22 protein-coding genes are annotated in these 20,652 nt (G+C 47.8%); 6 read left to right on the plus strand and 16 right to left on the minus strand.

Annotation, left to right across the window (positions count from 1 at the left end; all coding sequences use genetic code 11):
* Window positions 1-68: 68 nt before the first annotated feature.
* Entirely contained in the window at window positions 69-1,505 is a 1,437-nt protein-coding gene (locus LCM29_RS05330; protein ID WP_214692848.1) for an NADP-dependent glyceraldehyde-3-phosphate dehydrogenase, read from the minus strand.
* A 222-nt stretch (window positions 1,506-1,727) separates the two neighbouring features.
* Here LCM29_RS05330 and LCM29_RS05335 point away from each other — a divergent pair, with 222 nt between their 5' ends.
* Window positions 1,728-2,609: a chemotaxis protein CheV gene (locus LCM29_RS05335; protein ID WP_214692850.1), complete on the plus strand. Its 882-nt coding sequence runs from the start codon at window positions 1,728-1,730 to the stop codon at window positions 2,607-2,609.
* 35 nt (window positions 2,610-2,644) lie between these two features.
* Here LCM29_RS05335 and LCM29_RS05340 read toward each other — a convergent pair whose 3' ends face one another.
* Window positions 2,645-3,007 carry an Hpt domain-containing protein gene (locus LCM29_RS05340; RefSeq protein ID WP_214784029.1) on the minus strand — a complete coding sequence of 121 codons (363 nt, stop codon included), beginning with the start codon at window positions 3,005-3,007 and terminating at the stop codon, window positions 2,645-2,647.
* 156 nt (window positions 3,008-3,163) lie between these two features.
* On the opposite strand from LCM29_RS05340, the gene LCM29_RS05345 reads away from it, so the two are divergent.
* Window positions 3,164-4,099: a magnesium transporter CorA family protein gene (locus tag LCM29_RS05345; RefSeq protein ID WP_074033258.1), complete on the plus strand. Its 936-nt coding sequence runs from the start codon at window positions 3,164-3,166 to the stop codon at window positions 4,097-4,099.
* Between the two features lie 39 nt (window positions 4,100-4,138).
* Here the strand turns inward: LCM29_RS05345 and LCM29_RS05350 are convergent, their stop codons facing one another.
* On the minus strand, window positions 4,139-5,251 hold the full coding sequence (locus tag LCM29_RS05350; protein ID WP_214782480.1) for a PP2C family protein-serine/threonine phosphatase: 1,113 nt from the start codon (window positions 5,249-5,251) through the stop codon (window positions 4,139-4,141).
* Between the two features lie 144 nt (window positions 5,252-5,395).
* Here LCM29_RS05350 and ytzI point away from each other — a divergent pair, with 144 nt between their 5' ends.
* Entirely contained in the window at window positions 5,396-5,587 is a 192-nt protein-coding gene (ytzI, locus tag LCM29_RS05355; protein WP_074033260.1) for a YtzI protein, read from the plus strand.
* A gap of 15 nt (window positions 5,588-5,602) precedes the next feature.
* Here the strand turns inward: ytzI and LCM29_RS05360 are convergent, their stop codons facing one another.
* Window positions 5,603-7,729 (minus strand): DNA topoisomerase III, encoded by a 2,127-nt coding sequence (locus tag LCM29_RS05360; RefSeq protein ID WP_224861384.1) that lies wholly within the window; start codon window positions 7,727-7,729, stop codon window positions 5,603-5,605.
* Between the two features lie 200 nt (window positions 7,730-7,929).
* Between LCM29_RS05360 and LCM29_RS05365 the strand changes: the two genes are divergently transcribed.
* The gene (locus tag LCM29_RS05365) at window positions 7,930-8,793 is read left to right on the plus strand and encodes a DMT family transporter (protein WP_224861385.1); all 864 of its coding nucleotides are present in this window, start codon (window positions 7,930-7,932) and stop codon (window positions 8,791-8,793) included.
* On the opposite strand, the gene LCM29_RS05370 is transcribed toward LCM29_RS05365, so the two are convergent.
* The 3 genes from LCM29_RS05370 to LCM29_RS05380 all read right to left on the minus strand — a co-directional run bounded on the left by LCM29_RS05370 (window position 8,794) and on the right by LCM29_RS05380 (window position 12,423).
* The gene (locus LCM29_RS05370; protein ID WP_224861386.1) at window positions 8,794-10,191 is read right to left on the minus strand and encodes an MATE family efflux transporter; all 1,398 of its coding nucleotides are present in this window, start codon (window positions 10,189-10,191) and stop codon (window positions 8,794-8,796) included.
* Between the two features lie 78 nt (window positions 10,192-10,269).
* Entirely contained in the window at window positions 10,270-11,511 is a 1,242-nt protein-coding gene (locus LCM29_RS05375; RefSeq protein WP_224861387.1) for a peptidase U32 family protein, read from the minus strand.
* 9 nt (window positions 11,512-11,520) lie between these two features.
* Window positions 11,521-12,423, minus strand: coding sequence for a peptidase U32 family protein (locus LCM29_RS05380; RefSeq protein WP_224861388.1), 903 nt, complete (start codon window positions 12,421-12,423; stop codon window positions 11,521-11,523).
* Window positions 12,424-12,571: 148 nt separating this feature from the next.
* Here LCM29_RS05380 and LCM29_RS05385 point away from each other — a divergent pair, with 148 nt between their 5' ends.
* A complete protein-coding gene (locus LCM29_RS05385; RefSeq protein WP_224861389.1) occupies window positions 12,572-13,363 on the plus strand; it encodes an SDR family NAD(P)-dependent oxidoreductase in 792 nt (263 codons plus the stop codon).
* Between the two features lie 32 nt (window positions 13,364-13,395).
* Here the strand turns inward: LCM29_RS05385 and LCM29_RS05390 are convergent, their stop codons facing one another.
* Genes LCM29_RS05390 through rnz form a run of 7 tightly spaced genes read right to left on the minus strand, consistent with a single transcriptional unit; the run spans window position 13,396 to window position 18,057 of the window.
* Window positions 13,396-13,728 (minus strand): hypothetical protein, encoded by a 333-nt coding sequence (locus LCM29_RS05390; protein ID WP_224861390.1) that lies wholly within the window; start codon window positions 13,726-13,728, stop codon window positions 13,396-13,398.
* Between the two features lie 41 nt (window positions 13,729-13,769).
* Complete coding sequence (locus tag LCM29_RS05395) at window positions 13,770-14,315, minus strand: hypothetical protein (RefSeq protein WP_224861391.1); 546 nt, start codon at window positions 14,313-14,315, stop codon at window positions 13,770-13,772.
* Complete coding sequence (locus LCM29_RS05400; protein ID WP_224861392.1) at window positions 14,288-15,244, minus strand: ATP-binding cassette domain-containing protein; 957 nt, start codon at window positions 15,242-15,244, stop codon at window positions 14,288-14,290. Before LCM29_RS05400 ends, LCM29_RS05395 begins: the two co-directional genes overlap by 28 nt.
* Window positions 15,222-15,908, minus strand: coding sequence for a hypothetical protein (locus tag LCM29_RS05405; RefSeq protein WP_224861393.1), 687 nt, complete (start codon window positions 15,906-15,908; stop codon window positions 15,222-15,224). Before LCM29_RS05405 ends, LCM29_RS05400 begins: the two co-directional genes overlap by 23 nt.
* Window positions 15,859-16,266, minus strand: a complete 408-nt coding sequence (locus LCM29_RS05410; protein ID WP_074033270.1) for a DUF4430 domain-containing protein — start codon at window positions 16,264-16,266, stop codon at window positions 15,859-15,861. The genes LCM29_RS05405 and LCM29_RS05410 overlap by 50 nt, the downstream gene beginning before the upstream one ends.
* Complete coding sequence (locus LCM29_RS05415) at window positions 16,263-17,150, minus strand: hypothetical protein (protein ID WP_214820166.1); 888 nt, start codon at window positions 17,148-17,150, stop codon at window positions 16,263-16,265. The genes LCM29_RS05410 and LCM29_RS05415 overlap by 4 nt, the downstream gene beginning before the upstream one ends.
* A 1-nt stretch (window position 17,151) precedes the next feature.
* Window positions 17,152-18,057: a ribonuclease Z gene (gene rnz / locus LCM29_RS05420; RefSeq protein WP_224861395.1), complete on the minus strand. Its 906-nt coding sequence runs from the start codon at window positions 18,055-18,057 to the stop codon at window positions 17,152-17,154.
* A gap of 74 nt (window positions 18,058-18,131) precedes the next feature.
* On the opposite strand from rnz, the gene LCM29_RS05425 reads away from it, so the two are divergent.
* A complete protein-coding gene (locus LCM29_RS05425) occupies window positions 18,132-18,305 on the plus strand; it encodes a hypothetical protein (protein WP_214748115.1) in 174 nt (57 codons plus the stop codon).
* A 49-nt stretch (window positions 18,306-18,354) separates the two neighbouring features.
* Here the strand turns inward: LCM29_RS05425 and LCM29_RS05430 are convergent, their stop codons facing one another.
* A complete protein-coding gene (locus tag LCM29_RS05430; protein WP_224862748.1) occupies window positions 18,355-19,479 on the minus strand; it encodes a M20/M25/M40 family metallo-hydrolase in 1,125 nt (374 codons plus the stop codon).
* A gap of 173 nt (window positions 19,480-19,652) precedes the next feature.
* Window positions 19,653-20,651 (minus strand): aromatic acid exporter family protein, encoded by a 999-nt coding sequence (locus LCM29_RS05435; protein WP_214782456.1) that lies wholly within the window; start codon window positions 20,649-20,651, stop codon window positions 19,653-19,655.
* Between the last annotated feature and the right edge of the window lies 1 nt (window position 20,652).

The following is a 20,652-nucleotide window of genomic DNA, read 5'->3' on the forward strand; positions in this document are numbered from 1 at the left end:
CGTCTGAAAGATGCGTTTTCAATCAAACAAAAAAGAGGGGGACATCTCCCCCTCACGAATGGTGAATATTATAAGTTGATAACCGTCACTTTATCGCGTGTCATCGTCTCGAGGCTACGCCCGATTCCTTGAACGCCAAGTCCCGATTGTTTCACGCCGATGAATGGGAAGTGGTCTGGACCACGTTCCGTACGTCCGTTCACTTGGACCGTACCGACTTCTAGCTTGTCAGCGACTGTAAAGGCGCTATTCACATTTTGAGTGAAGACACTCGCTTGAAGACCGAACTCAGATTCGTTCGTGAGTTCAATCATCTCTTCGAGTGATTTCACGCGGATGACAGGAAGGACTGGTCCGAACGGCTCTTCCCATGCGACACGCATGTCTGTCGTCACATGATCGAGTAATGTCGGATAAATAAGGTTTCCTTCACGCTCATTTCCATGAACGACCGTCGCCTTTTTGTTGACCGCATCGTCAATCAAACCTTGAACGTAATCTGTCGTTTTCGCATCGACTAAAGGAACGATGAAGCTGTTCTCTTCAGGCGAACCGACCGAGAGTTTCGCGACGCGTTCTTTCAACATGCCAACGAGTTCATCCGCTTGGTCTTCGAGGACGAAGACGCGTTTGATGGCTGTACAACGTTGACCTGAGTACGAGAATGCACCACTGACAATTTGATCTGCCGCAAGTGTCAAATCCGCATCCTCAAGGACGAGTGCCGGATCTTTCCCACCGAGTTCGAGCACGACCGGTACCATTGACGCTTGTTGTGACAAGTGTTGACCTGTACCTGTTCCACCTGTGAATGTGATCATGTCGATTCCTGGGTGAGACGTCAAGTAATCTCCTATGACCGAACCGCGTCCTGTCACGAGATTCAAGAGACCTTTTGGAAGTCCTGCGTCATGAAGGGCTTCGACCATCTTGATTCCGCTGATTGCACCTTGAGTTGCTGGTTTGAAGACGACCGCATTACCTGTGACGAGAGCAGGTGCAATTTTTGCCGCTGCCAAGTTGACCGGGTAGTTGAACGGTGAAATCGCGAGCACGACACCAAGCGCCTCTTTCTTGATGATGGCCATCTTGTTTTTCGAACCACCAGGGAACGAATCACCTTGCATGAATCCACCATTGAAACGAATGCCTTCTTCCGCTGTGTAACGGATGATTTCAGCTGTGCGAACGACTTCTTTTTTCGCGTCGTTCAAGTTTTTCCCGACTTCTTGCATGATGATTTGACCGATCTCATCGACGCGTTCTTCGAGTTTCTCTGCCCATGCATACAACAATTCAGCGCGCTTGTTGACCGGAAGCGTCGCCCATTCTTGTTGTGCACGTTTTGCGCCATGGATGGCTGCATCGACTTCATCGCGTGACATCGCCTGAACGCGACCTACGACTTCGTCTTTATATGGTGAAACGAGTTCAATCGTTTCCTGACTTGATGATTCCTGCCATTGACCATTTAATAAATATGGATATGTGTTCATACTCATCATCTCTATCTGCCTCCTGAGTAAGCTGTAATATCTCGTTGCCAACCCCATTGTATGCAGATTTTTTTGCATTGGACAACTATAATGATTCAGTTTATAAGATGTAAACGGTTACTATGAAACTTTTTGTGAATTCTGACGAGAGTTCGACAATTTTTCACTATAGATTTGATGATTCGAAACCGATAGTAAAGAAGAGAGTACGTGAAATAGGAGGGACAACCATTGAGCACTGATCATAATATTTTACTTGAGGCTGGAACGAACGAACTTGAAATCGTCATCTTCCAAGCTGGACCGTTCTTATTCGGAATCAACGTCATGAAAGTACGTGAAATCATCACGATGCTTCCATTGACACCTCTTCCGGGTACACCAGAAGCAATCATGGGACTGATTGAATTACGGGGCGAAGTCATGACCGTCATCGACCTTCCGATGGTCATCAATCATCCGCGTGAGGTCGGAAGTGACGATCGATTGATTGTCTGTGAGTTTAACGGGGAAAAATCAGTTCTTCGCGTCGACCAAGTGACGGAGATCAAACGCATCTCGTGGGAGCAGATTGATACGCCTTCCGACCTTGCACGCGGCGTCCAAGGCATCACGAATGGTGTCGTCAAAACAGGTGACCAAATGATCATCTTACTTGATTATGAACGAATCGCACTCGAACTTTCTCGTAAAGATATCATGGCCCGCGAATCGGTCAAACGCCTCGGGGCTCGCGAACGTTCGAATAAAAACATTTGGATTGCTGAAGATTCGGAAATGCTCCGAACGCTCATCCTCGATACGTTGGATGATGCCGGATACTTCAATACGACCGTCTTCAACAATGGGAAAGAGGCGCTCGATGCGTTCGAACAAGATGGTGTAGAGTGTGACCTTCTCATCACGGACATCGAGATGCCACAGATGGATGGACTCCATTTGACAAAGCGTCTTCGAGAGATGGACCGCTATGCGTCCCTCCCAATCATCATCTTCTCGTCACTTATCTCAGACGACTTGAAGCATAAGGGTGAGGCCGTCGGGGCGAACGCTCAAATCACGAAACCTGAAATCGGGATTTTGATTGCGACACTCGACGAATTTGTAGGATAACAAAAAAGTTTGCGACTTCACGGTCGCAAACTTTTTTACGTCAACTGCTCAAAATGATGGTTCCATTCGACTAAAAAACGCTGACTATGCGACTCGATTGTCGCGAGTGTCTCATTTGCACCTTCAAGATGTGCATTCTCGCCTGCCACTTCAAGGTCATGAAAAAGAAGCGCTGTCTGTTCCAAGCCGACCGAATAGGACGCCCCTTTTAATAAATGGGCGAGTTGTTCGACCCGTGAATAGTCATTCGACTCGACAGCTGCTTGCAATTCAGGGTATTTTTCTTCGAACTGCTTAATATATGTGGTAGCAATTTTATTTAAAAAATCCATATTTCCATTTGCGATTTGGTGGAGCTCCGCTAATTTATCTTCATTGAACAGAGCGTCTTCGGGCATTTTTGTCAATATAACCCCTCCTCAATAAACGATTATCCAACCGTTCCCTCTCACTGTAACATGTTTTCTAGAGAAAACAAAAAATCTCCTGCTTTGGATTGCACTCTTCATTTTCGCTACCTATAATAAGATTGAGTTAAGGTAGGAGGAAGATGCATGCTGACGATTTACCGTACTGACGCATCAGGCCATGTGGATGAAATCGAAGACTTTGATAAAGGAAGCTGGATTCAACTCGTGAATCCGACAAAAGATGAGGCCGATCAAGTCATCGAGGCGTCCGGCATTCCAGAAGACTTTGTATATGACCCACTTGATATCGAAGAAAAACCGCGTTTTGAAAAAGATGATGAGGGTCTTCTCATGATCATTGACGTCCCGTACGTGGAGGAAGATGATACGGGGCGAACTTACAATACAATCCCGCTCGGTATCATCGTGACTGGACGACATTTCATCACCGTCTGCTCACGTGAGCTTGACGTCTTGAACTTGTTCGCAAACGGCAAAGCACGACTGTTCCGGACGAATTATCGAAGTCGTTTCGTCTTTCAGATTTTACATCGGGTGAGTATGACGTACTTACGCTTCTTGCGACAAATCGACCGGAGAATGGACGAGCTTGAACAGGAACTACAACGTTCGATGCGAAATCAAGAGATCTTTCAATTGATGAACCTGCAAAAATCCCTCGTCTACTTCATGACCTCTTTGAAAGCGAACGATAGTGTCTTAGACCGAATCGTCAAGACACCAAGTTTGGAGAAACATGAAGAGGACGAAGAACTATTAGAAGATGTGTTCGTCGAACACCGCCAGGCCATGGAAATGGCGTCAATCTATAATGATATCATCAGCATTAAGATGGAAGCATTCGGATCAATCATTTCGAACAACGTCAACTTCGTCATGAAGTTCTTAGCGTCGATTACGATTGTACTCAGTATTCCAACGATGATTTCTGGAATTTTTGGGATGAACGTCCAAGTTCCATGGGAAGGACAGCCGTTCGGATTCATCATGGCGATTACTATGATGATTGGATTTTCTGGTCTTGCCTTTTATATCCTATGGCGAAAGCGATATTTCTAAACGTACAAGAGCCTGACGCATCATACGTCAGGCTCTTTGTTATGAGATCTTGACCGTGACGAGACAAAGGTCATCCTCAATTTCAATTTTGGGGACGAGTTGCTCTGCGACGTGACGACTATAGTCGAGACCGTACGTGGAGACATCCTTCTCAAGCCAACGAATCCCATCGTCAATATCTTTGCTGTAACATTCCATGAGTCCATCCGTGTACATGTGAAGTGTCATACCCGGAGCAATATCAACTTCTTTAGACTCATAATTTGGCTCTTCGAACATGCCAACAGGTACTCCCGTCGTCTCAAGACGACAATTGCCTTCTTCTGACGTCACAATGACTGGAGGATGCCCTGCATTCACATACTCAATTCGACGTTTCGTTGTATCGATATAGCAATACACCGCTGTAAAATAACTATGCATATCGTCACCCGAGAATAAGAACGTCATTTGACGATTCAACTCGGTCATCACGTCCACCGGATATTGAACATTTCCAACAAGTCCCGGAAGAATCGAGCGAATACCCATCGTAATGAGTGCCGAAGAGACCCCATGACCCATGACATCAAAGATGATGACACCATACCGATCCGGTGCGACCTGGAACCACGCATACATATCCCCTGCTAATTTTTTTGATGGAAGATAGAGAGCGCGCACGTCAATCTCTTCATTACTGATTGGTGGCGTGAGCGCACTTTGTTGGATTTTTTGCGCAAGATCCAAATCGTATTGGAGACGTGCCTCATAGATTTTCCGCTCATCGACGGCCGCTTTATAGCGAAGAGCAGAGCGGATACGTGCGAGCAACTCCGTCACCTTGATTGGTTTCGTCGTATAGTCTGACGCTCCTGCATCTAGTCCTTCAGCAATCTGCTTTTCATCTGTACGACCCGACACCATGATAACTGGCATTTCTTCGTAATCAGCCATCTGTCGAATTCGTTTACATGTCTCGATTCCAGAAATCCCGGGCATCTCGACATCCAACAGGACGAGATCATACAGCGATGCGGCTTGTGGGGCCATCAATAAATCGAGCGCTTCTTCTCCGCTCGAGACCGATATCGTCTCATAGTCGTGCTGGTGAAGCAGTTGCTCGAGAACGAGCGTATTGACCGGTTCGTCGTCCACAATCAAAATCGCCATGACTATCCCTTCCTTCTCTACGTAGTGTTCTACATCGTATTGTACCATATCTTTTCAATGTCACACGAAATTACCGTCTGTTCGTTCCAGTTGAAGAATCGACTCACTATTTGGCATACTGAAGAGAGAAAGTGAGGGGTTCTTATGGCCTGGATATTTGCCGTCAGCGGTTTGATTATTTTACTCGTCCTCATCGCATCCATCGTCGTCATTCAAAAAGGATATGCCTACAAAGATAACAAAGACGACATCGTTCTAGACTATGACGAAATCAATCGTCGCATCGAGGACGACCAGAAAAGAGAGAAGACTGACAAGACAGAAGGGCCGCTCTAAAACGCGACCCTTCTTTTATTTGAATTCGAATCGGAGCGTCCCTTTTTCAAGATATAAAGAAGCATTGAACGTCTTCTCGCCTTTTTTGAACGTATGCACGTTCGATTGACCTCCGTTGATCATTTGCTTCAACTCATCTTTGACAAGTCCGACGCCGAGCACCTGTTTGGAGACGGTGAAGCGACATCCTTCCCGGTAACCACTACAACCGATGAACTTCGGATGCTCAACGAGGGCTTTGCCACAATTCGGACAGACTCCAAACGAGGGTTTCGGTCGAGTCGCTCCTTTTTTCCCGTAACGCTTCGCCTCAATCGTATAACCTTCCGGGTTTGCTGCCTCGACTCGCGACTTCGCCTCTTCAACCAAATGAATCGACATCTTTTTCGCTTGTTCTATGAATTCAGCGGCAGATGCCGATGCTTGGCCGATTTCGTGAAGGCGTTTCTCCCATTTCGCCGTCATGACAGGCGATGCTAAAATACTGTCCCCAAGCACATCAATCAAGAGACGTCCTTTGTCTGTCGGAACGAGCTCTTTTTTCTGAAGTTGAACATAACCGCGCTTTTTCAATCCATCGATAATGTTAGCGCGTGTCGCCTCGGTGCCAAGACCTTCGACTTCTTTCATGATATGAATCAGCTCTTCGTCATCGAGCTGTTTTCCTGCGACTTTCATCGCCATGATCAGTGAACCTTCCGTATACCGCTTCGGTGGCTCCGTCTGTTTTGACAACACTTCAACTTTCTTCTCTTTCAATTCTTCGCCGATTGTTAATGGAGGAAGCTCGACATCTTTTGATTTCATCTCGACGACTTGACGATAGCCTGGACTCACGACGACGGTACCTTTTGCCCGATACAAATCGTTTCCATCAATCAAGTCAACTGTCGTCTTCTCGAGCTTCGCCGCCGGTGCAAATGCCGCGAGAAAACGTCGGTTAATCAAATCGTACAGCTTTGCCTCATCGCCGCTTAGACGTGTGACATCACCACAAGCTTCGGTCGGAATGATTGCGTAGTGATCACTGACCTTTTTCGCATTGACGTAACGACGATTTTTTGACGGGTCCTCGGTTAAGATGTCGCGAAGACCTTCATAGGCGGCTGACTTCAGCAGTCTCGCCTTCGTCTGAGGAAATAGCGTCGCTTCATCTGGGGTGACGAAGCCAGAATCCGTCCGAGGATAGCTGATCCACCCTTTCGTGTAAAGCTTTTGAGCGATATCGAGCGTCTTTTTCGCCCCGAAACCGAATCGTTTCCCTGCTTCTGCCTGAAGCCCGGATAAACTGAACCAAAATGGAGGTTGCTCTATCTTTTCTTCTTTGTCGATTGTTTTGACTGTTGCGGTGCCAGAAGCTCGCTTCACAACCGCGTCTGCTTCCTCACGCGTTTTGAGCTTCGTCGTCTTTCCGAGTGTATATTTCGCTTTGAACGTGCCCCGACCTTTTGCAAGTGTCGCCTCGACTTCAAAGTACGGTTCTGGCACGAACTGCTTGATTTCTCGTTCGCGATTGACAATCAAGGCGAGTGTCGGAGTCTGGACACGACCGAGCGAGAACACGTCCTCGATCCCGATTGTTTTCAACAAGGTCGTGTATGCACGGGAAGCGTTCATGCCAACGAGCCAGTCGGCACATGCGCGACTCATCGCCTCATGATAATAAGGGACTGTTTGCTCACCCGGTAACAGTTGAGAGAATCCGCGGTCGACCGCTTGTTCCGTCAAACTCGAAATCCATAGTCGCGCTAACGGTTTTTTGTTTCCAGCGAGTCGAAGAATTAATCGAACAATCGCCTCCCCTTCCCGCTCGGCATCCGAAGCGATAATCACATCGGTGATGGAGCGGTCATGTAGCCATTTCTTGATGGCATAAAACGGCTTTGATTTTCCTTTTGAGATTCGATAATCGAACCGTTCCGGAACAATCGGAAGTGCCTCGTATTTCCAAGACTTCCATTCAGGACGATAGTGTGAAGGCTCCTGCAGTTCGCAAAGGTGACCGACCGCCCAGACGACGATTGCTCCTTCCGGGAAACGTGAACATGGTGAGATTTCAATCTCATCTTTTCTTTTTTTAGATGGGTAGGGAGCCGCCAACTTTTGAGCTTGTGATGGCTTTTCCGCGATGATTAGTCTCATAAGAACTCCTTACTTTGCCTTCAGTTTCGTGGCAAGACGTACATGGTGGGATTGCTTCTTCTATGTATTTTACTATACCAAGTCGAGGATGGACATATCGAGAGGGGAGCATTTGTTTGTATTCCATGAATCATATCTTGCCACACGGCTGTTTTCCGATATGATTAACAGAGAACATACATATGTGAAGGAGTGTCGTCATGTCTTACCTCATTTTATTCGCTGCCGTTTTTTTCTTGTCGACGAGCGTCTTGTTCGTCAAATGGACGTCTGCTCCAGCTGAGACAGCTGCGTTTTACCGCATGCTGATCACATGTCTCATGCTACTTCCATTCGTCGATTTCAAATCACTCATCACAACGCGATTGATGACACGATATGCTTTGTTACTTAGCGGAACGTTGCTCGCGTTTCACTTTTGGCTCTGGTTTTTATCACTCGATTATACGACAGTCGCCAGCTCCACTCTTTTTGTCACATCGAGTCCGATTTTCGTCTTAATTGGAAACGCCTTGATCTTTAAAAAGAACCCGACGCGAAAAGGATTGGCATACGCGCTCGTAGCTGTCCTCGGTGGGATGCTTGTCGCTGCAGGTGATATTCAGCTCGGACGAGAAGCACTATTTGGTGACCTGCTCGCTCTGATTGCCGCCATCCTCATCGCAGGGTACTGGCTCGTCGGTCAACATGTCCGGACATCGATGAACACGAATACGTACTCGTTTAGCGTCTATCTCGTCGCGACGGTCGTCCTTTGCTTCATGCTCCTCGTACGCGGGACGACGTTCACGGACTTTGAAATGGTCAACTGGTGGTATTTCCTCGCCCTTGCCTTCTTCCCGACGATTTTAGGGCATAACCTGTTCAATTATGCACTCGCTCGGGTCAGTGCGACCGTCGTCAGTATTACCATCCTTGGAGAGGCCTTATGGGGAATGCTATTTGGGTACGCCTTTTTCGGTGAGCGACTCGGTCCGTTCCAGTGGCTCGGCGCCATCGTCTTGCTTGGCGGGATTTACTTGTTCCTAAAAGAAGATGCCCGCTCGACACGAGCGGACGTTTGATTATAAGTTTGTCGCTTTCGGATTTACATCATTCGCTTCTTGATCTTCTTCTGAAGGACGGAACAATAATTTACGGTCCCAGAACGCCAAGGCGACCGCTGTCAAAAACGTCATCGCATCGGCAATCGGAAACGCCAACCATACCCCGAACACTCCGAAGAACGACGGGAGTATAAAGACGAGCGGAATCGTATAGAGGGTCTGACGTGAAAGGGACAAGAACATGGCGACTCGCGCTTTCCCGAGTGACTGGTAAATCCCGTTAACGAGCATTTGAACACTCGGTAAAAACGAGACCGCGAACAAGATGTGAATCGCCGTCACGCCTCCCGCAATCAATGCCTCGTCCGTCGAGAACCATCCCATCAACGTATTCGGGAATAGCTGCAAGATGAGCCAGATGATCACAGCGATTGCAATCCCAGCCCGCATCGCTGTCCATATGGTTTCGCGCATACGATCGTATCTTTCGGCACCATAGTTATATCCGACAATCGGTTGCATCCCTTGGACAATTCCCATGATTGGCATGCCAACGAGCGCCATGAACTTATTGATGATGGCGAAAATCGCCAACTCCTCTGTCCCACCGTATGTTCCGAGCATCACGTTGACGCCAACGAACAAGATGGATTGGGACACCATCATGATGAATGAAGATGAACCGATTGCCATAATCTCTTTCATCTCATCGAATCGTATCCGGAACTGTCGCCATTTGAAGCGCAGTTCCGTTTTTGGTTTTCGGGCGAAGAAGAATCGAAGCATCAATATGGAACCGATGACTTGAGCGAGTGCCGTCGAAGTCGCTGCACCGTACATCCCCCAGTCGAACGTGAAGATGAAAAGTGGCGTCGTGACGAGATTGACGAGAACGGTCGTCAACATGACCTTCATTTGATACGGTGCCTGACCTTCGGCACGAACCATCGCACTCGAAGCAAGCGTGAACATAAAGAATGGTGAACTGATCAAAACAACCGATAAGTACTGTCGACTGAGCTCCATAATCTCGGACGTCGCCCCGAAGACCATTAAAATCTCATCCAACATAAAGAAAGCGGAACTCACCGCTAGGGCAGCAAACAATCCGACGAGGACGAGCACATTCAAAAATGTGACAGCCGCACCGGCATCGTCTCCTCTCCCTAACTTCCTAGAACTGATGGAGGCGCCACCGAGACCAACAGCACTCGACACGGCCATTAAGATCATCTGTATGGGAAACGCAATCCCGATGGCAGCGACGGCCGAAGCGCCAATGCCACGAGCGACAAAAATCGTATCAATGATATTGTAGAGCGCCGTCACGAGCATCCCGATCATCGCGGGTAGCGATAACTTAAACAGGAGTCGGCCGATGGGCTCTGTCCGCAATTGCTCCGTATTTTGGTTCATCCTTCCATCCCTCCGTCTCTATCTCTTAGGGTAGCAGGATTAGACAGTTCGGGCGACTATGTTGGCTCGGTGGATGTGTCAGGCGAGGACGCGCATCGGGACCCCTTTTCGCTTGCGCATGATGTAATCGGTCGCGACGGGTTTTTCCACTTTAACTCGAATCGTCATCATCGCTTGGTTGGCGGATTCGAGTTGTTGACCGTCTACATCCTCAATCGTCTCGATGATTTGGGAAAAACGGACGAATCCAGGTCCAAAAAATTCAACTTCTTCACCTGTTGAGAAGTGATTTCGCTGTTCGAGTGTCGCCATCCCGCTCGACGGGTCGTATGCGATGACACGTGCGGCAAATGCGTACTGAGGAATCGAACGTGGTTTCCCAAACAATTGTTCTTTCTCGGTCGGAATCCCGTAATAGAAACCACTCGCGAGTTCTCGCTGTGCCGCTTTCCAAATCTCTTCTTCCCAAGCCGGGTCGAAGACAAAGTTCTCAGGATCTTCACAGTATGCGTCAATCACTTGTCGATACACGTTACACACGGTCGCGACGTAGTGAATCGATTTCATTCGTCCTTCGACTTTCAAACTGTCGACTCCAGCGTCCACCAAGTCGGGAATATGTCGGACCATCGATAAATCGACCGAACTCATCGAGAACGGCTCTTCATCACGTGCCACCATCTCTTCCGTCAAGTGATTCCCCTCTTCAAAGAAGCCATATTTCCAACGACACGACTGGGCACAGCCACCTCGATTGGCATCCCGCAAAGTCATATGATTCGACAGTGTACAACGACCGGAGTATGAGATACACATCGCACCATGGACAAACGTCTCGATTTCGACATCGACTTCTTGTTTCATTTGCACAATCTCATCCATCGATACTTCACGTGCCAATACAACCCGTTCAAGTCCTTCTTCTTTCCAAAAACGAAGTGTCTCGTAGTTCGTCGCAGAAGCTTGTGTCGACAGGTGAACCGGTAAGCCCTCCGCTTCTGTGAGACACGTCTCAATCATGGCAGGGTCAGAGACGATCACTGCGTCAATCCCGATATCACGGAGCGTGCGGAAGAAGTCACCAGCTCCTTCGATATCCCCTTCATGCGTCACCATGTTTGCAGCGACATATACTTTCGCCCCGCGAGCATGTGCGAAATCCACACCTTCACGCATCTCGTCATAGCTGAAGTTACCGGCACGCGAACGTAACCCGAATTGTTGACCACCGATATAGACCGCATCGGCACCATAATGAATCGCCATCTTCAGTTTCTCTAAGTTTCCTGCTGGCGCTAATAATTCTGGACGTTGTTTCATCTTGATCCCTCACTTGATCTCTTCTGGTTTACGTAACAATAATCCCGTTCCGAGTCGAAACGCTTCCGGTTGTAATTCTCTGAGGCGGTGTTCCATCTCGATTCGGTCGAATTGACCATTCAATAGATTCGCCCGCGCGATGGTAAACAACTGAACGATTTCAACAAACTGTTCTCCCGCGTGCCAGCCATCAAGTTTCCATGTGTGAAGGCCGTTTTTGACTAACGTCGGTAGCTGACCCATAAGCGTCAAATCTTCTGAGAAAATATGCGTGCCATTCTCGTCCTCGTAGATAGGATAACGACTCGCCGCATCTGCTGGCTCACTCATATAAAACTCACGTTGTTTCGCCTCTTCAGAAGGGCGTCCAAGCTCATTGAAATAGTTCGTCACGAGCGGTCGCTTCGAATGATGGATACACGTCGGACCGTACACTTGTACTTCAACGGGGAGACCGATTTGTTGCTGAATCAACACCAATTCCTCGAGAGTGACTTCTCGCGCAACGACGGCTCCGATGGCCTCACGTTTCCCCCAGAACTGAATCTGTTTAGCGGACGTGACGAGCGTTTGGGCATCGTACCAATATGGGATTTTCGCTTGACGGATCAAACGGATGGCCCCGGGATCCCCAGCTGTCACATCGTCGACGCCAATCGCTTTTAACATTTGTAAATAATCCGGCAATTCTTGAATGTGGTCGTTATGCATCAAATTGTTGACGGCCACTGTCACTTCTTTTCCGTATCGATGGGCAAGCTGTGTGACTTCCCTCACAGCATCGTTTGTCCAGTCTCCCTTTTGTCGCAAGCCGAACCTAGAATTCCCGATATACAATCGGTCCGTACCCGCTTTAATTAACGCTTCTGCTTGTTCGACGCTTTGCGCCGTAGTGACGAGCTGAATCATCATATTTGTTCTTCTCCCTACTTTGTGAGTCTAATCACATTTTCTTGCTATACTTTAGCATAGGATTGAATGTGCAAACGGGGCAGGATTTTAACAACTCGTGAAGAATTCAGTAACAATGTATGACTTTTCATTAAAGGAGTGGATCACGTTGTCAAAGACAGCTTTAATCACTGGGGCCTCGATGGGCATCGGTTTAGACTTGGCCGTACTCGCCGCACGAGACGGGTACGACTGTATTCTCGTATCCCGAAACGAACCTCGCTTACACGAACTGAAAAAAGTCCTTGAAACGAGATATCGAATCAATGTATATGTCTTCGCGCTCGATTTGGCGAAACATGACGCTGCCAAACAATTGACCTCGATGATTGAAGAAGCCGGACTAACCGTCGACTTTTTAATTAACAATGCTGGATTTGGAACGTCTGGTGCGTTCGCTGACCTCGATCCTGAGACGGAGGCGGACGAAGTACGATTGAACGTCAACACATTGACGGAACTGACAAAGGCCTATCTACCGGGTATGCTCGAACGAAATCACGGCTATGTGCTAAACGTCGCTTCTGTCGCTGCGTTCCAACCCGGTCCGTATATGGCCGTCTACTATGCGACGAAGGCTTATGTCCTCTCACTTACCGAGGCGCTGCATGCCGAAGTGAAAGGGAGCGGTGTTCACGTCAGTGTCCTCTGCCCTGGCCCGACAGATACGAATTTCTTTGATCGCGCCGGTAGTGAATTGTCCTTCTCAAAAATGCCATCTCACCTCGTCGCCTTCTTCGGTTATAAAGGTGTCATGAATAACAAGCGCGTGATTGTGCCTGGCCTCTCGAATCAACTTCTAGTCGGGGTGGCTAAGTTGATGCCACGTGCTCTCAGTCTCGAAGTATTGCGCCGTGTCCAAAAACCAACAGACGGGTCAGCCGCTGAATCAACGACATGAAAAAAAGGAGTGACCGGCGACGGTCGCTCCTTTTAAGATTCTGAAGGTAATCGCGAGACACATACGAGCCGATGTAAAAAGACACCTGCTGGAATCATCGTCATGAGCGCTGTCGAGAGGACGACTCCCCACGCAAGCACAGCATCTAGTGACCATTCACCAGAGGTCAATTGATCCATCACGCTCAACTGTTCTACTGATAGAACAATCATCAGCGCTGGCCATACACTCGCTGCTAGAATGCTTAGCATGGCGAAACGGGCCCTCGTATAACGTTTCACTAAAAGAACAAGGTTTAACAAGATAAACAACAACCCTACGAGTAGAAACATGCCGACTTCAGTAATGTTAATATATGCACTCATCCGTCGTTCACCTCACTCAATATGATAGGAATATTGTATATTTACCCGAGTTGACGAAGGAATATGCGCTCAAATAACGGACGAATCATGACCAAGAAGACGACATTCGAAATACCGTGGGCCAAATCAAATGGAAAACTGAGTAACAACAACTTCACGACATCCGTACCGACCACTTCAATGAACGCCAAGTTTGTCGTCCATCCATATAAAAAACCTGATAGTAAACCAAAAAGTAAGAAGAGGGTTTTCGACCTCAGTAGGATCGGACGAAATAAATGGACGAGCACAACGACAAGAAGCCATCCTAAAAATTGAAAAAATACAAACGGACCCATCCCGAGCAATAGTCCTGACAAAATCGGGACAAAGAGCGCAAGGATAGCGGCTCCGTTCAAACTGACCAGTAAGGCCGTCAACATGATCATGGCCGTCGTCGGTTGAACATTCGGTATCGTCATAAAGAGCCAGCGTCCGATGACCGCAAGTGCTAACAATTGAACGAGTGGTTGAATCGGGATTCTTGATTTTTCGAACCGGTACAACACGACGATTGCGATCAGGATGGCGAGGACGTATGTGACCATAAGGTGCTCCGATCTTGAAAAAGGTTCCGATCGCCTTGAAAGACGACTTGACCGCTCGCTAGATAAATCACATCCGTCGCAACCTGTATGAGACCCATGTCATGTGTTGCACAAATCACGCGGGCCGACTTTGCTTTTTGTTGAAGCGCATCAAAGAACGCGTCCCGCTCTCCCCTCGTCAAATCCACGGTCGGTTCATCGAGTAAAAGGACACTCGACGGATTGTGTAGGACGGATTGAAGTTGGGCGACCCGTCGCTTCCCTTCTTGTGGGAACGGACCCACTTCTGGATTGGCAGGAAGATAGACTGCTCGTTCTCCCTTTTTCACTCGCCCCTGAAGTGGACGTCTACTTCTAGCTAATAGTTCGAGTAAAGTTGACTTCCCACTCCCGTTCGTCCCGACACAAACTGTGAGTCCAGGCTCAGTCATCTGAACTGTCACATGATCAATCGCATAGGTCGCTTGCAGAGGATGCCGATAAGATACGTCGGTCGCATCGATGGAAGGTGTCGTTTCCGATTCGTTGAACGTGAACGTTGTTTCTCCTGAAGGTTCTTTCGCTCGCTCGGTATAACCGATTTGTACCCCGATTCCAGAAATACGGCGGAGCAACATCTCTAAATGCTCTCTTCGAAATTGGTCTAGATGCCGAAATGGTTCAATCAGGACGATGGAGTCCGGTCGATTTAACAGGGCGTAGGCGACTCGAACAATCTGTTGTTCTCCACTCGAACATGCATCAAACCGCTTCGGATAAAGCGCGTCGATTTGTAATAGTGTAGCGAGTTCCGCCCCTCGAAAAGGATCGACACTCGAAAGTAAGTGCCCAACCTTTCCTGAGAACGATTGCGTCATCTCGATCACATACGGGCGGTAACGTTCGACGTATTGCTCGAACGAACCGTCAACGGTAGATAACCATTGCATCACGCATCCCTCCTTTCGTGAGATAAGGATAAATCAGCCAAAGTCCGACAAACAGATGAAGTGAGGAAAAACAAATGATTACGATGAGGACGATTTGCAACAAATCCTCTAAACGAAAGCGCCGTATCGGGTCAACCGCAAACTTCGGCTCAGTTTGCTGACTTTCAATCCCGATTTGCACACCCTCTCGCCAAGATGCCCTCGGATGACTCCTGACTGCCTGACGTACCGCATGCTCCATTGACGGAATGAGTGCCCATGCGCCGTATAAGAGTGAAGACGACCGTGGAAAGTTCGATAAGAGCGGGAGTAATCGTTCAAGACGAATGATGCGTGCAATCCATAACATCCCGAGTAAAAAGGCAGCCAATTTCAAAAGCTGACGCCATATGTATCCATAAGAAAGTTCCCAACCAATCAGGATGGGCATGATTGAAATCAGGCCAAACGCAATCAGTATGGATAGCATTGACCAAGGGAAACGACGTTCAATGATGAGCAGCAAGAGGAGTCCAACCACAAAAAGAGTGACGTCTTCGACATTCATTAATATGTAAAGGTGACAGAAGAGATAGAAAAGGAGCGTGACAGGATGTCTCCGCTCCCAATCTGCCTCATTCGAAGAAAGCCACTGCATCTTCTTCGAACCGCCATTGAATGACATCCGTCGATTCCACTTCTTTGGCGCCCGCACCTTCATCCCCGGGTGCACCGTTGAAAGCAAATACCCATCCTGACGATTGTCCTTCAGATTTTTCTTCGATTCCTTCGATTGCCGTCACATAGGACATATCACCACTCCCTGTCACCTCAAGGTCGAGTCCTGTTGCTTTTAATGCATCGAGAACAGTCGCATCCTCTTCTAAGCAGACACTTTTCTCTTGATAGAGCGTTTCCTCAGTCGCTGCGTTATAGACCGAAATAGTCGGACTCACTCCGCACGATTCTTGCTGCGCCTCTTCCCCGCCACATCCGGCAAGAAGCGCCGTCGCTAGTAGAGCAATCGTTACATATGATTTCATTGGTCTGTCAAATCCTCTCGTTGGTGTATCGAATAATTGTAAAGAATCGCATAGCGCTCACCTGTGCTACGTCCCTCTTGCGTCAGTCCGACGAGCTGAATACTGTTAGCAAGGACGGGTTCACGTTGTAGCCAGAACTTAACGAGTTCATTGTCACGGTTGATCATGAGCATCGACTCATTCTCGAACGTATACATATCATACAGCCCATCGTAAGAGAGTTGTAAGATTGGGGCGGCTATGACATCTGTATATTCTTCCCATGAAGGTTCCCTTAAAGTAGACAACATATGGTCAAATTCGACGAGCTTTTCAAAGAATGCCTGACCTGATTCTTTTCGTAATTCATCGACCTGTTCATAAGATAATTGTCCGTCTGCGTACGTCACGCGAATTTGTTGGAACGATTCGGCTCGTTCGACCATCAGCAAATATTCAATCGTTTGGACGTTCCCTTCCCGATTAATTTGAAGCTTACCTCGGTCAAGTTTGATGGAGTCACTGTTGACTCGTTGCAAAATTTTCTCTGTCATCTCGTCGAAAGATTCATCCGTGACGGAGACGACGCCAATTTGTTGCGATTCCGCACGAAATCCAGATTGGTCAAACAAGGGTACGAATAATAAGACGATAAAAAAGAAAAATCCTAAAAGCGCTCCATACCATTTATAGCGGCTGTTCTGTTTCGGGAAGAATAAAAAAGACAATAAAAACCCGATTGGGATATGAAATCCGCCGATTGGGAACGAAACAATGCCAAGCAGTGAATAAAATAAGAACTTCGGAAAGAAATTGGCTTCCGGTTCTTTCAATTGGTTTAAGCGAACACCTAACAGGACGCTGATCACTAAAAACGCGGCCCAAACATAGAGTTGAATGGTCACATCAATCCCCCACTGTATATTCTAGAAAGTCGGTCGCAACTAAACTCGATGGAAAATCCGAAACGACCTCTTGTTCAAATTCTTCCTCTCGTCCGACATAGCGAGCGGAAATATGTGTGACAATCAATTGGCCGACCGCAGACGCTTTCGCAAGTGTAGTCGCCTCACGCGTCGTCGAGTGACCATATTTTCGGGCGAGCGGTTGTTCACTTTCCATGAATGTCGCCTCATGAACGAGGAGGTCGGCCCCTTCTGCTAACAATCGCGCGTTCTCGCATGGCGTCGTGTCCCCAAGAATCGCAACGATTTTGCCCGGAGTCGGTTCAGTGACGTATTCTTTAGAATCGTACCATTTTCCTTCATATTCGAACCGTTCTTGTTCTTTGATTGTTTTATAGATGGGTCCACTTGGGATTCCAAGCTCTCTTACCCGATCGACGCGCAATGTTCCCGGTTTTTCCGGGCCTGTGACACGAAACCCGTAAGAAGGGAACCGATGCTCTAATTTTCGCACAGTGATCGTATGACCGTCTTGCTCAAATGTGTCTCCGTCCGTGAATTCAATGACGTTCAACTCATAACCGAGATGAGAACCTGTGACGCGAAGTGTCGCTTCGAGCCATTTTTTCAATCCTTTCGGACCATAAACCGTGAGGGGATCCGTTCCGTCTAGCGCAGAGCGGGTCGATAAAAATCCAGGTAATCCGAACACATGGTCACCGTGCAAATGTGTCACCCATACCGCTGTCACTTTACGTGGTTTGACTTTCGTGTAGAGCATCTGATGTTGCGTCCCTTCACCACAGTCGACCAACCAGGTGACTTTCGGTAGAACGAGCGCAAGACCTGACACGTTGCGTTGTTTCGATGGCATACCCGAACCAGTTCCTAAAAACTGTAACTTCATAAATAAATTAGTCCTTTCTTCAAGTCCGTTCCATGCTATACTTGTGGTAATCGCTGAAAAGGATGTGATTTGTGATGACCAAGGCAGAACAACCCGAATCCATTTACGAGACGATTCGAGACCGTGCGGCTTTGATAAATCGCTTGCACCAACAGGAACAAGGCACCTCTATCCGCATTCACGACATAGCGATCGAACTTCATTGCACAGACGAGTTGATTTTGGAGTCTCTGGAGTTCGCAGCATAACGAGTACGAACACATACGAAGAGCCGACGAATGGTCGGCTCTTTTTTTATTACTTGGGTGATGCGACTTCTTCAACGATTGTGACGACATACTCGACGAGTTTATATAGCTCTTCAAGTGGCATCCGCTCGTTCGTCGTATGAATTTCTTCATAACCGACCGCTAAGTTGACTGTCGGAATCCCGCCACCGGCGATGACGTTCGCATCTGAACCCCCACCTGAGTGCAAGATTCGTGTCGGACGTCCGATTGTCGCCGCCGCACGTTTTGCGACCTCGACAACTTCATCGCCTTCTTCAAACTTGAATCCCGGGTACATGATGTCGATATCGACTTCAGCACGACCACCGAACGACTCCGCCACTTCGATATAGGCTTGCTTCATCGTTTCCGCCTGTTTCTCCATCTTCTCATGAATGAGCGAACGAGCCTCCGCGAGTACTTCGACATAGTCACAAACGATGTTTGTAGCACGTCCCCCTTCGAAGCGTCCGATGTTCGCCGTCGTTTCTTCATCGATTCGACCGAGCGGCATCTTCGCGATGGCTTTTGCTGCGATTTGAATCGCTGAAATCCCTTTTTCAGGAGCGACACCCGCATGAGCCGTCTTTCCATAAATCTTCGCGTTCACTTTCGCTTGTGTCGGTGCCGCGACGATGATGTCGCCGACTGGACCGTCCGAGTCAAGTGCAAAACCGAACTTCGCGTCGATTTTTGATAAATCCAAGACTTTCGCCCCGACGAGTCCTGATTCTTCCCCGACCGTAATCACGAATTGAATCTGACCGTGTGGAATCTGTTTTTCGTTCAACACGCGAACAAGCTCAATCATCGCCGTGAGACCTGTCTTATCATCCGCTCCGAGAATCGTTGTACCATCCGTGACGACATAACCATCTTTGATGCTCGTCTTGATTCCCTTACCAGGTGTCACCGTATCCATATGAGCTGTGAAGTAAATCGGATCAACATTCTCTTTCGTTGCAGGCAACGTGATGATCAAATTGTTACCAGAATGTGCTGTCTTCGTTGATGCATCGTCTTCATACACATCACATCCAAGCTCTGTGAATACCGCTTTCAAGTGTTCACAAATGACAGCTTCTTCCTTCGTTTCTGAATCGATGCCGACCAATCCTAAAAATGTGTCGAGCACACGTGTCTCGTTTACCATAAACAACATCCCTCCATCCAAACATTTCTTGACCATTATAACAAACTCCCTTAGATTGCACGAATCTTTTCCATTCTGTACAATGATGGCAAACACGTACATGGAGGCAAGTTATGAAGAAAAAGCAAAAAAGACGACAACGCATCATTCAAATTGGCGTCATCGTCATCGTCTCAATCTTTTTGATCAGCACGTTTCTCTCGAGCATGACCATGTTCTTTTAAGAGCAAAATATAGCGTTCTTTCAAGATCAAGTAACTCTTCACATCCGATAAAATATTCAACAAGGATGAACGTACCTCAAATTCTTCACGTGTTGTGGGGAGAGGTACGTTTTTTCGATAATGTTCAATCATCTCTTCAAGTTCTTGCAGAAAGACGGAAGCGTCCGCCTGCTCGTTCACATGATCCCCGACGCGACGCAAAAATGTTGCAACAGGTTTTGCTTCATTGACGACCATGGTGATTTCTCTTGCATTATCAGCGACCCGCTTCAAAATATCGTATTGTCGCTCCCGCATTCTGAAGTATAGATAGTCCATGTCTTCATTCCGCTTCCCGATGGAGTTACCCATACGTCGAAGGGCCAAATCTTTCCCTTCTTTCAAATAGTCCCGTGTTTTGATGAGCATCATCGAATGATTGTTATACACACCGGTCTCGACACATGCGGCTACATCGTAAAAAAGTACGGCAAGCGATCGATCGATACTATCTTTGATTCGCTCGATTTCACGGTCTAGCGTCGGCATATACATGTTGACGACGAGTCCGACCCCGACACCAATCGCGATGAGCAATAACTCGTTGATGAACAATTCAAGCGAAAACTGTGCCTCGGTATAAAGATGCGTCAAGATCACGACACTCGTAATGAGTCCATCTTGCAGTTTCAGTTGTTGTACGAGTGGAATGAAGATGACAAAATAAAGTGTGAGCGTCACCGGTGAATAACCGAGTAACGTAAACATCGCGGCGCCCATCCCGATGGCGAGAAGACTCGCCATGACGCGCTCATACGAGGCACGAATAGATTTCTTGCGTGTCTCTTGAATACTCAAAATGGCGATAATGGCAGCAAATACAAAATAATCAAGATGAATCGTCTCGGAAATGAGCATTGCGATACCCGCTGCGACCGCGGTTTTTAACGTCCGCGTTCCAATTTTCATA

It is taken from the genome of Exiguobacterium aestuarii (assembly GCF_020171655.1).
GTDB lineage: Bacteria > Bacillota > Bacilli > Exiguobacteriales > Exiguobacteriaceae > Exiguobacterium > Exiguobacterium aestuarii_A.